The sequence below is a fragment of the Methylobacterium sp. Leaf106 genome (genome assembly GCF_001422895.1).
Classification (GTDB): Bacteria; Pseudomonadota; Alphaproteobacteria; order Rhizobiales; family Beijerinckiaceae; genus Methylobacterium; species Methylobacterium bullatum.
This window is the reverse complement of record NZ_LMNB01000023.1, coordinates 157,094-172,103: the sequence shown is the minus strand read 5'-3', so window position 1 is coordinate 172,103 and position 15,010 is coordinate 157,094. Positions and strand designations below refer to the sequence as shown.

General features: G+C 66.7%; 11 protein-coding genes. 4 read left to right on the top strand and 7 right to left on the bottom strand.

Annotated elements, in window-relative coordinates:
- Positions 1 to 78 precede the first annotated feature (78 nt).
- Positions 79 to 2,046, bottom strand: a complete 1,968-nt coding sequence (locus ASF34_RS12570; protein WP_056161436.1) for an ABCB family ABC transporter ATP-binding protein/permease — start codon at positions 2,044 to 2,046, stop codon at positions 79 to 81.
- A gap of 122 nt (positions 2,047 to 2,168) precedes the next feature.
- Complete coding sequence (locus ASF34_RS12565) at positions 2,169 to 3,764, bottom strand: LysM peptidoglycan-binding domain-containing protein (protein WP_056161433.1); 1,596 nt, start codon at positions 3,762 to 3,764, stop codon at positions 2,169 to 2,171.
- A 215-nt stretch (positions 3,765 to 3,979) separates the two neighbouring features.
- Between ASF34_RS12565 and ASF34_RS12560 the strand changes: the two genes are divergently transcribed.
- Positions 3,980 to 4,576 (top strand): TIGR00730 family Rossman fold protein, encoded by a 597-nt coding sequence (locus tag ASF34_RS12560; RefSeq protein ID WP_056161432.1) that lies wholly within the window; start codon positions 3,980 to 3,982, stop codon positions 4,574 to 4,576.
- Between the two features lie 109 nt (positions 4,577 to 4,685).
- Here the strand turns inward: ASF34_RS12560 and ASF34_RS12555 are convergent, their stop codons facing one another.
- Genes ASF34_RS12555 through dctP form a run of 3 tightly spaced genes read right to left on the bottom strand, consistent with a single transcriptional unit; the run spans position 4,686 to position 7,695 of the window.
- A complete protein-coding gene (locus tag ASF34_RS12555; RefSeq protein WP_018045347.1) occupies positions 4,686 to 6,038 on the bottom strand; it encodes a TRAP transporter large permease in 1,353 nt (450 codons plus the stop codon).
- Positions 6,035 to 6,679, bottom strand: coding sequence for a TRAP transporter small permease (locus ASF34_RS12550; protein ID WP_018045348.1), 645 nt, complete (start codon positions 6,677 to 6,679; stop codon positions 6,035 to 6,037). Before ASF34_RS12550 ends, ASF34_RS12555 begins: the two co-directional genes overlap by 4 nt.
- Entirely contained in the window at positions 6,676 to 7,695 is a 1,020-nt protein-coding gene (gene dctP / locus ASF34_RS12545) for a TRAP transporter substrate-binding protein DctP (RefSeq protein WP_056161430.1), read from the bottom strand. The genes ASF34_RS12550 and dctP overlap by 4 nt, the downstream gene beginning before the upstream one ends.
- A 164-nt stretch (positions 7,696 to 7,859) precedes the next feature.
- On the opposite strand from dctP, the gene ASF34_RS12540 reads away from it, so the two are divergent.
- Positions 7,860 to 8,516, top strand: a complete 657-nt coding sequence (locus ASF34_RS12540) for a GntR family transcriptional regulator (protein ID WP_056162036.1) — start codon at positions 7,860 to 7,862, stop codon at positions 8,514 to 8,516.
- A 127-nt stretch (positions 8,517 to 8,643) separates the two neighbouring features.
- Positions 8,644 to 10,320, top strand: a complete 1,677-nt coding sequence (locus ASF34_RS12535) for a methyl-accepting chemotaxis protein (protein ID WP_056161429.1) — start codon at positions 8,644 to 8,646, stop codon at positions 10,318 to 10,320.
- Between the two features lie 72 nt (positions 10,321 to 10,392).
- Here the strand turns inward: ASF34_RS12535 and ASF34_RS12530 are convergent, their stop codons facing one another.
- Together ASF34_RS12530 and zwf are read right to left on the bottom strand one after the other, a co-directional pair.
- Entirely contained in the window at positions 10,393 to 11,067 is a 675-nt protein-coding gene (locus tag ASF34_RS12530; RefSeq protein ID WP_018045352.1) for a GntR family transcriptional regulator, read from the bottom strand.
- Between the two features lie 144 nt (positions 11,068 to 11,211).
- Complete coding sequence (gene zwf / locus ASF34_RS12525; RefSeq protein WP_056161427.1) at positions 11,212 to 12,690, bottom strand: glucose-6-phosphate dehydrogenase; 1,479 nt, start codon at positions 12,688 to 12,690, stop codon at positions 11,212 to 11,214.
- A gap of 738 nt (positions 12,691 to 13,428) precedes the next feature.
- Between zwf and ASF34_RS12520 the strand changes: the two genes are divergently transcribed.
- Entirely contained in the window at positions 13,429 to 14,973 is a 1,545-nt protein-coding gene (locus ASF34_RS12520; RefSeq protein ID WP_056161425.1) for a Dyp-type peroxidase, read from the top strand.
- The last annotated feature ends 37 nt before the right edge of the window (positions 14,974 to 15,010 follow it).

The window sequence follows — 15,010 nt, the reverse complement described above, 5'->3', positions numbered from 1 at the left end:
CAGTCATCGCATCGTGGATACGACCACCCATGATCGCGCATGGCCATGTCCCCTTGCCGATGCCCTATTGCCGATGCCCTATTCGGCGGGCATCGGCTCCGGAACGACAGGCCTCATCGGTTGAGGATTGGCCTGCACATCGGAGGGTGACACTTCCTCCTCGGCCCGCCGCTCCTCCGCCCTCTTGAGAATCTCGCGGGCCTCGTCGGCCTCGCGCTGACGGCTCCACAGGGAGGCATAGACACCGCCGAGATCGAGCAGGCTCTGATGGTCGCCGCGCTCGACGATCACACCCCGGTCGAGGACGATGATCTCGTCCGCATTGACCACCGTCGACAGGCGGTGGGCGATGACGAGGGTGGTGCGGCCACGGCTCACCTTGTCGAGCGCGTCCTGGATCTCGCGCTCGGTGAAGGAATCGAGGGCCGAGGTCGCCTCGTCGAGGACCAGGATCGGCGGCCCTTTGAGGATCGTGCGCGCAATGGCGACGCGCTGTTTCTCGCCGCCCGACAGCTTCAGCCCGCGCTCGCCCACCGGCGTATCGTAGCCCTCCGGCAGGGAGGAGACGAAGCGGTCGATCTGGGCGAGACGAGCGGCCTCGCGGACCTCCCCGTCGCTCGCGTCCCATTGACCGTAGCGGATGTTGTAACCGATCGTGTCGTTGAACAGGACGGTGTCCTGCGGGACCATGCCGATGGCGGCCCGAAGGCTGCCCTGTTCGACCCCGGCGATGTCCTGCCCGTCGATGAGGATGCGGCCGGATTGCGGCTCGTAGAACCGGAACAGAAGCCGCGACAGGGTCGATTTGCCGGCCCCCGAGGGACCGACGATGGCGATGGTCCGCCCGGCCGGCACTTCGAAGCTGACGCCGCGCAGGATCGGTCGTGCCGGGTCGTAGGCGAAGCGGACATCTTCGAACCGGACCACGCCGTCCGACACGGCGAGGGGTTTCGCGCCCGGCCTGTCGGCGATCTCGGGGTTGCGATGCAGGATCTGGAACATGTCGTCGATGTCGATGAGCGCCTGTTTGATCTCGCGGTAGATCATGCCCATGAAGTTGAGCGGCATGGAGAGCTGCACCAGCATCGTGTTGACGAGGACGAACCCGCCGAGCGTCGTGCGGCCGGCCATGATGTCCCGCGCGGCGAGCCACATCACCACCGTCATACCGATGGTGAAGATCAGGGCCTGGCCGGCATTGAGCACGGCGAGCGAGACGTAGGTCTGGGTCGAGGCCTTCTCGTATTTGGCCATGGAGCCGTCGTAGCGCTCGGCCTCGCGCCGTTCGGCGCCGAAATACTTCACCGTCTCGAAATTCAGCAGGGAATCGACGGCCTTGGAGTTGGCGTCGGTATCCGAGTTGTTCATCCGCCGGCGGATCTCGATCCGCCATTGCGTCGCCTTCCATGTGAAGGCGAGATAGGCCGCCACCATGACGAAGACGACGAACGAATAGAGCCAGTCGAACTCGTAGGCGAGGACGCCGATGACGAGGAGGAACTCGACGATGGTGGGGACCAGCGTCAGCACCATCAGGCGAGAGAGTTCCTCGATGCCGCCGCGCCCGCGCTCCAGCACGCGGGTGAGGCCGCCGGTCTTGCGCTCCAGGTGGAAGCGCAGGGAGAGCCGGTGCATGTGCTCGAAGGTCTGGAGCGCGAGGCGGCGCACCGCATGCATCGCCACCTTGGCGAAGAGTCCGTCGCGCACCTGGGTGAGCACGGCCATGATCACCCGCGACAGGCCGTAGAGCCCGATCATCAGCATCGGTGCCGCGAACAGGCCCGTGGGGAGCGTGGCGCCGAGTCCGTCCTTGTCCCCCACCGCCGCCACGAGGGCGTCGGTCGCCCATTTGAAGGTGAAGGGCGTCAGCATCGTCACGAACTTGGCGACCAGGAGGAGGCCGAAGGCGAGGAAGACGCGCCGCTGCAGGTCCGGCCGGGTATGGGGCCAGAGATAGGGCCACAGGCGCCGATAGGTGGCGAACAGGCCGGGGCGCTCGGGCGGCGTCGTGCCGCCGCCCGCCGCGGAGGTGGGATCGGTGCTCATTCAGGCAAACTCGGGCAGCGGGACCGGGAGCGGTCGAATTCAGCCCCCGATATAGTCCCTCGAACCGTTCCAGACAGTCGCCCGGCGGTGCAGGGCCGGGATGCAGGATGCGCGGTCGCGGCTCAGCTGCGTCGCTTGTCCTGCGGCAGCGTGGAGGCGCTCTCGGACGGGACGACGAAGATCTGGCCGGGATAGATCAGGTCGGGGTTGCGGATCTGCGGCTGGTTGGCGTCGAAGATCACCGTGTATCGGGTCCCCCTGCCGTAGACGCGCCGGCTGATCTCCCAGAGGCTGTCGCCGCGGGTGATCCGGGCGGTGTTGATCTCCGGCACGAACACGCTTTGAGGCGCGGACGAGGGCTGGATCGCCAGGGCCGACACCGCTCTCGCGCCGGCTTCGTCCGTTGTCGGGCTCGGCTGCGACCGGCCCATCGTCATGGCAGAGGCCGGCGCGCTCGGCGAGGCATTCTGGGGTGCCCCCTGGATCGGGCGACCGAGGGACGAGGCAAGAACCGGCGAGGATTTGGCATGCAGCCTCGCCGCCGGCGCGGCGCTCGGCGAAGGCTTGGCCGCGAGAGTCGGCGGCGCGTCCTGTACCGGACCGACCACGGGCTTTGCCGCATGCGGCATGGAGAAGGCGACTTCGGACCGGTTCTTCACCTTGCCCGAGACGGGATCCACCTGATCGATGCGGATCCGGTAATCGCCGGGGGCGACCCCGCGCCCGATCGTGAACGAGACCCGCCCGTCGGCGCCGACGCTGCCGGGCGCGATCTGGGCGTCGTTGATGTAGAGGCGGACGGTGGCACCGGCCGGCGCCTGCCCGGTGACGAAGAGGCGTCCGCCCTCCTCCGCATCGACACTGACGACCTTCACCGGCACGGCATCCGGCTTCGGCGCGCCGGACGAGTCGGGACCGGCCGCTTCAGGCTTGGCGGCAACCGCGCCATTCGCCTGAGTTGGATCGCCCGGGGCCCTGGCCGTGCCGCCGGACTTGTCCGCACCGGCGCCCTTCGGACCGCCGCCGGCCACCTTGGCCGAGGCCGCATCCACCGGACGATCCGGCTGCGACAGGACGACGGTGGGTTTGTCGGGGGACGTCAGGGCGATGAGGGGCTTGGTGGTACGGTCGGCGGAGACCACCACCATGACGGTCTCCCGCGCCTGCCGACCCTGGCCGTCGGCCCCGATCGAACTCAGGGTGATCTCGCTGCTACCGGCGGGGAGCGCAGGCGGGACGATGGCAAACTGGCCGGACGGGTCGATGAGCGCACGGGCAATCGGGTGGTTGTCGCGCAGCATCTCGACGGTGGTGTTGGGGGTTCCGCGACCGGCGATCACGGTCTCGCCCGTCGGCTCGACGCGGATGATGTCGAAGGTCGGAGCCTGCGCCTGATCCTGCGCGGCGGGCGGGTTGCCCGTCTGCCCGGTGGCGCCTCTTCCCCCCGCCGACGACTTTCCCGGCGTCGTCGAAGCCCCCTCATCGCGGCGCGCCGGAGGCGTCACCGGCGAGCCGGGAGCGGCGGGAGATTCCGCCGCCCGCGATTCGGGCGTGCTGGTCTCCTTCGTCCGAGGCGACGTCGCCGCGGCGACGGGCTGCTTGTCGCCCTGCGCGAGCTTGAACATCTCGCCGGTGCCGAACAGCACGACGACCAGGGCGAATCCGGCCAGCAGGCCGCCGCCCGCGAGAATCAGGCCTCGCCGCCACTGCGCCGTCATGGCACCCCCGCTCTTCAAATCCCTCGACTTTGCGGCAGATAACATCGTCGGGTTTCGACTCTGGCTGTCGACAAAACGTCGATTGATGGCGACATACTAGCCGACATGATCTCAACACCAAATCGCGCTTCCCCCCGAAAGGCGGGATCATTCACGAAATCAGCAGTTTGGCCCCTGGATGGCGCCTCCCTGCCCCTCATCGGGGGAGGCTCGGCATGGCCCCGGTGAAAAACGTCTGCGTCTATTGCGGCTCGGGCTTCGGGGGCGACCCGGTCTTCGCCGAGGCCGCGGCGGCGCTTGGCCGCTCCCTGGCGGAAGCCGGGCTCGGCCTCGTCTATGGCGGCGGCAATGTGGGGCTGATGGGCACGGTGGCTCAGGCGGTGCTCGATGCCGGCGGCCATGTCACCGGCATCATCCCGGACTTCCTGAAATCGCGCGAGCGGATGCTGGACGCCATCCAGGAGACCATCGTCGTCGGCGACATGCATACCCGCAAGCGGCTGATGTTCGAGCGGTCCGACGCCTTCGTCGCTTTGCCCGGCGGCATCGGTACCCTGGAAGAACTCGTGGAGCAGCTCACATGGGCGCAGCTCGGCCAGCACAAGAAGCCGATCCTGCTGCTCTCGATCGCCGATTTCTGGACGCCGCTGCTGACCCTCCTGGATCACATGCGCGACCAGGGCTTCATCCGCGAGGGGCTGGAGCTGAACTACCTCGTGGCCAAGGACGCCGCCGAGGTCATCGGCCTGCTGCGCACCGAATCGACGGAGACCTCGCCGGAGGCGGAGGCCTTCGTGGCCGAGCGGCTCTGACGGCACGCCGGTTTCGCCGCCTCAACTCTTGGCGTACGGCACGGCCCCCTTCCCCTGGGATGGGCAGGGGAAGGGGGCCGTGTGGAAGAGGGCCGTGTGGTTGTCTCCGTCACCGCGTCGAAGGCAGGAGCCAGTTCGGCAGCCACATGGCGATGCCGGGGACGAGGCAGAGGATCAGGATCGCCACGGCCATCAGGATCACGAAGGGCAGCGTGCCCCAGATGATGTCCTTCAGCGGGATGTCGGGGGCGATGTTCTTGATGACGAAGATGTTGAGGCCCACCGGCGGGTGGATGAGCCCCATCTCCATGGTGATGGTCATCACCACGCCGAACCAGACGAGGTCGAACCCGGCGGCCTTCAACGGTGGTAGGATGATCGGCGCCGTCATCAGGATGATCGAGACCGGCGGCAGGAAGAAGCCGAGCAGGATCACGAGGCCGAGGATCGTCACCAGCAGTACCCACTTGGACAGCTGCATCGCCACGATGGCGGCCGCCGCCGATTGGGAGATGTGCAGGTAGCTCATCACGTAGGCGTAGAGCAGCGACATGCCGATGATGAGCATCAGCATGGTGGATTCCCGCAGGGTCGCCGCGAGGATCGGGGTCACGTCTTTTGGGCGCCAGACGCCGTAGATGACCGCGATGAGGCCGAGCGCCAGAAGGCCGCCGAGGCCGGCCGTCTCCGAGGGCGTAGCGTAGCCGCCATAGAGTGCCACCATCACGCCGGTGAGCAAGATCACGAAGGGCAGCACGCGCGGCAGCGTCGAGAAGCGCTGGCGCATGCTGTAGGTGTCCTCGGCCAGGATCGCCGAGGCGGTGCCGTGGCGCTCGTAGGCGTCTTTCGCGGCGGCGTATTCCGAGCGGAAGCGATAGACCGACCAGGCGGCGAACAGACCGACCAGCAGCAGGCCCGGCCCGATGCCGGCGAGGAACAGACGGCCCAGCGACTGCTCGGCGGCGACCGCGTAGAGGATCATGGTGATGGAGGGCGGCAGCAGGATGCCGAGGGTTCCGCCCGCCGCGATGATGCCGGCGGCGAAACCCGGCGAGTAGCCGCGCTTCCTCATCTCCGGAATGCCCGCCGAGCCGATGGCCGAGCAGGTGGCGGGCGAAGACCCCGCCATGGCGGCGAACAGCGCGCAGGCGAAGACGTTGGCGATGCCGAGGCCGCCCGGGATCTTGTGCATCCAGGCATGCATGGCCGAGTAGAGGTCCTGCCCCGCCTTGGACCGGCCGATGGCCGCGCCCTTCAGGATGAAGAGCGGGATCGACAGCAGGGTTATGGAGGCCATTTCCTCGTAGACGTTCTGCGCCACCGTATCGAGGGAGGCGCCGGGCATGAAGAAGAACATGAAGGCCAGGGCGACGAAGCCCAGGGCGAAGGCGATGGGGATACCGGCGAGCATCGCGCTGAGCGTCGCGCCCGCATAGAGGAAGCCGATGGCCGCGACGCTCATGGGTGGTTGCCCGTCTTCAGAGGAGTCTTGTTGAGATCGGCACCGAGGCCGACCTTCGGGTTGGCCCAGCCCGCCGCGCGCGGGCCGTAGGTGAGCGCCTCGACGATCTGCAGCAGGAATTGCAGGCCGAGGAAGCTCATGCCGATCGCCATGAGCGCGTAGGGAATCCACAGGGGCGGCCCCCAGGAGGATTGCGAGACCTGCCCGTCGACCCAGGCCTCGTGCAGCAGCGTCCAGCTCTTCCAGGCGAAGAAGGTGACGAACACGATGCTGATGATGTCGGCCATCAGCAGGCGGGCCCGGTTCACGCGGGGCGAGAGCAGGCCGCTCAGGGCCTCGATCGCCACGTGGCCGCGCTTGGCCTGCACGGCGGCGGCGGAGAAGAAGGTGGCCCCCACGATGAGGAACACCGCCATCTCGTCCTGCCAATCGGTGGGCTCGTGCAAAGCGTAGCGCACGACCACGCTGTAGCTGAGCACGAGGCAGGCGCAGACCAGGGCGATGCCGCCGAGCAGCATGATCACCCGGTTGATGGCCTTCATCCCCCTGTCGAGATGCCCGAGAATCCCGGGGATCCGGGGCTCGGGCGCGGCCGCGGCGGTCTCTGAAGCGGCCGAGGCCGCGTCGAAGGCGTGGCTCACGACACCTGCTCCGCCAGCTTGAGGAGCTCGGCGCAGCTGGCCGACTTGCCCGCGAAGTCCTTCCAGGCGGTCTCACGGGCGATGTCGCGCCACTGGCCCAGCGTCTTCTCGTCGAGGTTCTGGACCTTGGCTCCGGCCTTGGTGAAGATCTCCTCGACCTTTGTGTCGTCCGCCTTGGCACCGGCCTGGCCGAAGGGTTCGAGTTCGGCGCCGATCGCCATGATGAGATCCTGCTGGTCCTTGGGCAGACGCTCGAAGGCGATCTTCGACATCATGATCGGCTCGAGCATGAACCAGTAGGAGCGCTCGCGGCCGGACGTCAGGGATTTCGACAATTCTTCCAGGCGGAACGAGATCAGGCTGGTGGACGAGGTGATCACCGCATCGCAGGCGCCGGTCTGCATGGCGGCGTAGGATTCGCTCGACGGGATCGACAGGGTTGCAGCACCCGCCTGCTTCATCATCAGGTCCATCTCGCGCGAGCCGCCACGGACCTTGAGGCCCTTGGCGTCCGCCGGAGCGTAGAGGGGACGCTCGCGGCTGGCGACGCCGCCCGATTGCCAGACCCAGGAGACGAGGAGGATGCCCTTCGAATCGAGGATCTCGGTGATCTTCCGGCCGACCGGCGCCTTCTTCCAGGCGACGGCCTGCTCGTAGGAACTCACGAGCGCCGGCATCAGGCCGATATTCATCTCCGCAACCTCGCCGCCCGCATAGGGCGACGGGTAGAGGCTCATATCGAGGGCACCCTTGCGCATGGCGCCGAACTGGGCGTTCGTCTTCATCAGCGACGAGCCAGGATAGACCTGCACCTCCAGCGCGCCCTTCGAGCGCTCGGCCAGGAGAGCGGCGAACTTGCGGCACATGCGGTCGCGGAAGTCGCCCTCGTCGATGGTACCGCCGGGGAACTGGTGCGAGATTTTCAGGGTCGTCGCCGCCTTGGCCTTCAGCCCCATCGACAGGATAGCGGGGGCGGCGAGGCCGGATGCGACGAGGGCGCGGCGTGTCAACGTCATGGCGTCTCTCCCGGGCGGACCTTTGTGGTCTCGCTGTTTTGCGGCGCAACATTTATACTGCAACGCGCATTCGATATACCAACGAACTATGTCTTGTATATTTTGTCAACGACATTGAATAATGGATCGCAGCGAATTTCATGACCTATAGGGACGGGAACGCCATGACCCGATCGCTCAGCCTCAGGCAGACGATCGAGACGGAGATCGTGGATGGTCGGCTGGCCATCGGCTCCCGCCTCGACGAGACCGAGCTGGCCGAGCGCTTCGGCGTCTCGCGCACGCCGATCCGCGAGGCGTTGCTGCAGCTGGCGATGACCGGCCTCGTGGAGATCAAGCCGCGCCGGGGCGCCATCGTCAGCGCGCCCGATCCGGAATTGCTCGTCGCGATGTTCGAGACGATGGCCGAGATCGAGGCCTCGTGCGGCCGGCTCGCCGCCCGCCGGCTGATCGCGGCCGACGAGACCGCCTTGAAACAGGCGCTCGCCGCCTGCGCGGCGGCGGCGGCCGAAGAGGACCCCGAGACCTACTACCAGGAGAATTACGTCTTCCACACGGTGATCTACCGCGCCTGCCGCAACGACTTCCTGTGCGAGCAGGCGCGGCTTCTCCACCGGCGCCTGACCCCGTTCCGGCGGATGCAGCTGAGAGCGCGTCACCGGCTGGGGCAATCCCTGGCCGAACACGAGGCCATCGTCGCCGCCATCGTCGCCGGCGACGAGATCGCGGCGTCGGACCGGCTGCGCGCCCATGTCATCGTCCAAGGGGACAGGTTCTCCGATCTCGTCGCCAATCTGCGCTCGATCAGCGACGCGGCGTGAAACCGGCCGGCCGACAAGAGTGAGATATCGCCAGCAAGCTTTCGGGCGGAGACCAAACTTTCGTTAGGAATTAGCCATCATGGTTACGGCGATTTTGCATAAATTCGCTCGTTCCCCGGATCGTTTCATGCGCCTCTCCATCAAGACGACGCTCATCGGCCTGTTCACCGCGCTCGCCATCATTACCACGGTGCAGGGCGTGGTTGCTCTGCGGAAGCTCGATGCCATCGGTGGCCGGATCGAGTTGCTGGCCTCGAATGCGCTGCCCTCGGTCGATGCGGCCCACGCTCTGAACGCGCTGGTGATGCGCACCCGCCTCTGGCAGTTCCGCTACCTCATGGCGGAGGACGAGGCCGAGCGTGCCCTGAGCGTCAAGAATGCCGGCGAGATGATCCAGAGCGTCGAGAAGAACAGGAACGCCTATCGTCCCCTCATCGGTTCGCCCGAGGAGCAGGCGCTGTTCGATGAGTTCGGTGCGAAGTGGCAGATCATGCTCGACGGCTGGAATGGCCTGAGCAAGATCGATCCCTCCCAGCGCGCGGCGATCACCGAGCGTTTTCGTGGTCCGATGAACGCCGAGTACCTCGCCGCGACCGCGGCCGGACGCAGGCTCGTCGAATTCAACGGCCGGGCCGGAGCGGCAGCCAGCGCGGCCGCGCGCGAGGAACAGGCGCAGGCGGTCTTCACCACGCAGATCATGCTGGTCGCGGCCGTCGTCATGGCGCTGGCCGCCATGGCCTTCGCCTTCTTCGGGGTGTCGCGTCCCATCGAGCGGGTGACGGCCGCCATGCGCCGTCTGGCCTCCGGCGATACCGAGGTCACCATCTCCGGCACCGGACGGCGGGACGAGATCGGCGCCATGGCCGCGACCCTGGACACCTTCCGGGACAATCTGGTCCGTACCCGTGCCCTGGAGAGTGAGGCCACCCTGGCCCGTGCCGGGGCGGAAGCCCAGCGCAGGTCCGCCGCCCTGGCCTTGGCCGACGGTTTCGAGAATGCGGTCGGCGATATCCTGACCCGGGTCTCGGCGGCGGCGACGCAATTGCGTTCGACCTCCCAGGGCATGTCCGGCACCGCCACGGAGACGGCGCACCAATCCGTCGCCGTAGCGGCGGCGGCCGAACAGGCGGGCACCAACGTCACCATGGTGGCGGCAGCGGCGGAGGAACTCGGTTCGTCCGTCATGGAGATCGGCCGTCAAGTGGACGGCTCCACCAATCTGGCGCACCAGGCGGTGGAGGATGCGACGCGGACGGGCGCGCAGATGAGGGATCTGAGCGACGCCGCGGCGAAGATCGGCGACGTCGTCGCGATGATCGCCACCATCGCTGGCCAAACCAACCTCCTCGCCCTCAACGCCACCATCGAGGCGGCCCGTGCCGGCGAGGCGGGCCGGGGCTTTGCCGTCGTGGCGGCCGAGGTGAAGGAACTCGCCAACCAGACCGCGCGGGCCACGGACGAGATCGGCAGCCAGATCGGCCGGATCCAGGGCTCCACCGGCCAAGCCGTCACGGCGATCGAAACGATCACCGCCCGCATCCGCGAGATCAGTTCCGTCGCCACGTCGATCGCGGCGGCAGTGGAGGAGCAGGGGGCGGCGACCCAGGAGATCGTGCGCAACATCAACCAGGCCGCCGAGGGGACCGGGGAGGTGACGACCAACATCGCGGGCGTGGCGGGCGCCGCCGAGGAGACGGGCGCCGCAGCCTCTCAGGTGCTGGCCTCCGCCTCCGAACTCTCCCGGGAATCGGAGTATCTCAACGCGGAAGTGGGGCGCTTCCTGGCCACGATCCGCGCGGCCTGAGACGGCCCTGCCCGTCGACGTCCCGAACCAAATCGGGGGCCTGAGTCCGGGTCCCGTCGTCGGGTCGGCCCTTCAGGTCCCCGCGCCGAAGTTCTCGGCGATGACCGGGGTCTTGGAGCGGATATGGTCGCGCATGAGCGTCGCCAGCGCAGGACCGTTCCGGGCGTGGAGGAGTTCGATCATCCGTTCGTGCTCGGAGACGGCACGGCTCCATTGCTCGGCGGTCTGGTGAACGGCATAGCGCGAGCGCTGGATGCGGCCCGACAGGCTGGCGTAGATGCTGCCCAGCACAGAATTGCGGCTCGCAGCCATGATCGCGTCGTGGATCGTGCGATTGAGCCGGAAATACGTGGCCTCCTCGCCGTCCTTCCAGGCCTTCACCATGGCGTGGTGAGCCCGCTCGATCTCCGCGACCTCCTCGTCGCCGATGGTGCGGCAGGCGAGATCGGCCGCGGTCGCCTCGAGGCCGGCGATGACCTCGATCATTTCCTCGATCTCGACCTGGGACAGGCTGGCCACCCGCGCCCCGCGGTTGGGCAGCAGTTCGAGCAGCCCTTCCGTGGCGAGGATCTTGATCGCCTCGCGCAGGGGCGTGCGCGAGATGCCGAACCGCTCGGTGAGCTCGCTCTCGTTCACCCGCGCCCGTGGCTCGAGTTCCCCCGACTGGATGAGATCCCGCATCCGGTCCACGACTTCGTCGTGGAGGTAGCGGCGATTGATCCCGACCGCCGAGTCCAGCTTTTCCATGGGGGCGTAGGTCTTGTCGTTGGAGGGTGGATACTCTCCCGAGGTTTAGGCGTCGGGCATCGGCCTGTCGAGGGAGCGCCCGATTAGTTGTTTTTATTCCGGTCTTACAAATAACTTAGCACCTGAGACGACGCCCCCCGCCGATCAGTGCATTTCCTCGTGCCAGGTCCGTCCGTCCCGCTCGATCAGGGCGATGGCGGCGGTTGGGCCCCAGCTTCCGGCCGGATAGGCGCGGGGCGGCTCGGGCCGGTCCGCCCAGGCCTTCAGCAGCGAATCGGCCCAGGCCCAGGCCACCTCCACCTCGTCGCGGCGCATGAACAGGGTGGCGTTGCCGCGCACCACGTCCATCAGCAAGCGCTCGTAGGCATCGGGATAGCGCTGCTTGAACGTCTCCTCGAAGGAGATGTCGAGGTTGGTCGGCCGCAGGCGCATGCCGCCCGGTCCCGGGTCCTTGGTCATCACTTCGAGCTTGATCCCCTCCTCCGGCTGGAGTCGGATGACGAGGCGGTTGGGCTCGCGCCCGAAGGATTCGGCCGGGAAGATCGAGAAGGGAGAGGCGCGGAACTGCACCACGATCTCGGAGAGCTTCTGGGGCAGGCGTTTCCCGGTGCGGATGTAGAAGGGCACCCCGGCCCAGCGCCAGGACTGAACTTCGAGCTTGAGGGCGACGAAGGTCTCCGTGCGGCTCTCCGTCTCGCCGCCGAGATCGGCGCGGTAGCCCTGAACCGGTTTGCCGTCCACGGCGCCCGCCGCATACTGGCCGCGCACTGTGACGGCCTGGACGTCGTGGGGCGTGATAGGCTTCAAGGCGCGCAGCACCTTCAGCTTCTCGTCCCGCACCGAATTGGCGTCGAGGGTGAGCGGGCTTTCCATCGCCATCAGGCAGAGAAGCTGGAGCAGGTGATTCTGCACCATGTCGCGGAGCGCCCCCGACGTGTCGTAGTAACCGGCACGGCCCTCGACCCCCACCGTCTCGCCCACCGTGATCTGGACGTGGTCGATCACGTCCGCCGTCCACAGGCGCTCGAAGATGGTGTTGGCAAAGCGCAGGGCAAGCAGGTTCTGCACCGTCTCCTTGCCGAGGTAATGGTCGATGCGGAAGATCTGCTCTTCGGGGAAGACCTCGCCGACCGCATCGTTGATGGCGCGGGCCGATTTCAGATCCTTGCCGATGGGCTTCTCCAGCACGACCCGCGACTTCTCACCGATGAGCCCGTGGGCCGAAAGGTTACGGCAGATCGAGCCGTAGAGATCCGGCGAGGTGGCGAGATAATAGGGCCGCACCTGGTCCGGCCGTTCGGCGAGCTTGGCGGCGAGATCCTCCCAGCCGTCGTCGCCGGCCCCGTCCACCGCCACGTAGTCGAGATGGTCGAGGAAGGCGGCAAGCTTGTCCTCGTCGAGGTCGCGGGCCGGGACGAAGCGCTTGAGCGCGTCGCGCGCCCGCTCGCGGAACGCCTCGACGCTCATCTCGGAGCGGGACGCGCCGATGATGCGGCTGGTGCCGGGAATCTGCCCGTCCTTGTAACGGTAATACAGGGCCGGCAGCAGCTTGCGGGTGGTCAGATCGCCGGTGGCGCCGAACACGACGCAATCGAAGGAGGCGACGGGGATGATGGTGGCCAAAGGGCTACTCCCGGGTTTGTCAGCGCCGGTTGAAACGGGCCGATCTTGGGCCCAGCGGCCCCGGCAATCCGGCCCCGCGATCGTGGCGATGCCATACCCTGCAAGCAAGAGCGCCGCCAGCAGGGCTGCCGGGTAATTGCATCACTCGCCTGGCGCCCGCCTCCTGCTCGGAAGCGCCCTCCGCCGGGTCGGCCGAAGCCGGGAACCGAGCATTACCCGGGACGGCGCGAGATGCCCAGTGAGTCTACGCACACGGGAATCATGGACGGGAACGAACCAGTCCTGCGACGACATTTTCAGTCGAAAACCGCGCTCCTTCCGCCGGCAGCTTTCACTCCAGCGTATCGCCAGACCGCCCCCCCGTCGTGCTCAAGCGGTGACGGTCCGGTTCCAAGTGTAACACCTTTGGGTCACCCCGCGATCTATCATCATACCAATTCGTCCTTTCGATTTCGACCAGAGCGAAGTATAGACGTGTTAGCGGAAGACACAGCATTTCAGTGGCAAATCCTGCCAGGACTTCCGATCGGGACGAATCCCGAAGCGTGATCTATCCCCGGCGACTCGCAGATGCCGAGAGATCAATTCATTTCCAAAAGTCCATCAGCTTGTATTAAATGCCGGATACGGCTCAAATATTATGCCACAGCAACTGTAGATAACCACTTTTTAAACCTGCAAACACGCAACGGGACCCGCGTGAACGGGTCCGTGTGACCATTCCGGAGGGACGACCACATGGCCCGCGATATCGCAGACGAGCCGTTGTTCCCGCTCGACGCCATCCAGGGCGACATCCTCGCCGGTTTGCCCAAGCGCCACGAGCACCTGATGTTCTTCACGATCACCGACCCGGCAGCGTTCAAGGCATTCCTCAAGTCCCTGCACATCACGAGCATGCAGGATTGCATAGACGATCGGGCCAAAATCGCGGCCCAGAAGCTCATCAACGCACAGCTCGTCCCGACGCCCGGACTGAACCTCGCCTTCACCTTCGCGGGTCTGGACAGGCTCGATGTGGAGGATGCCGCGACGATGACCGGAGCGGATGCCTTCAGGGAGGGGATGGCGAGTCGCCAGGCGATCCTGCAAGACCCGCCGTCGTCCGAGTGGACGGCACTGAATCCAGACCCCGATCTCCACGGTGTCTTCATCGTCACCGGCGCTTCGCACGCCGAAGTCGTCGACGTCATGTCCCTGAGGCTGGTCCCGCCAGCCGAGAACGGATGGAGCCTGCTCCATGAGGAGGTCGGTCAGGTGCGACCGGAGCCGGTAGTGGGTCACGAACATTTCGGATACGCGGACGGCGTCTCTCAACCGGGCCTCCGGGGCCGGATCGGCCACGACACCCCGTTCCATCCGACGGCCGAGGGCGGCAAGGATAATCAGGCCGCCCTGGGCCAAGATCTCCTGTGGCCGGGCGAGTTCGTGTTCGGCTTCCCCGGACAAAATTCGAACGCCCCGCGGTTCGAGGTGAAAGGCCCGGTCGCCGAACCGCCGATCCCTTTCATGAACCACGGGGCCTATCTTGTCATTCGGCGCCTCGCCCAGTTTGTTCCGGAATTCAACGCCTCGGTGAAGACGGCTTCCGCGGCGATCCCGGCTGGAGCGGACCTGGCCGATCCCGACCTCCTCGGCGCCCAGATGGTGGGGCGCTGGAAGAGCGGTGCGGCCATGATCAACGCGCCGAGAGGTGACGACCGCAGCGTCGGGGACAACACGCCGCGCGCCAATGATTTCGAATTCGGCGAGGATCGAGAGGGCGTCGTCTGCCCGTGGGCCGCTCATATCCGCAAGGCCTATCCGCGCGACGATGTCCGGCACGAACTCGAACCCGACGAGAAGGCCATCGGCAGAGCCGAAGCGTTCACGCAGAGCCACCGCATGATGCGCCGGGGCATCTCTTTCGGGCCGGAAGTCACCGAGGCCGAGGCATTGTCCGGCGTCTCGGGCGCGATCGACAACGCCGGCACCCCCGACGAAGACAGCAAGGTCCGGCTGTCCCGCGGGTTACTGTTCAAATGCTACGTCACCTCGATCGACGACCAGTTCGAGTTCGTCCAACGGAGCTGGTGCAACGCGGACGACTTCTCCCAGCCGGCCAGCGGCATCGATCCGATCATCGGCCAATCGGCCTCTGTCGACCGTCCCTTCAAGGGCGCGGCTCCGTTCTCGCTGGTGGAGGCGAACAGGCCGGATTTCAACCTCAGGAGCTTCGTCCGGATGGAAGGCGGCGAGTATTTCTTCGCCCCCTCCATCCTGGCCCTGAAGGAACTGTCGTGACGGGGCGGCCGCATCGCCCCGGCGGGCTCCGGGGACC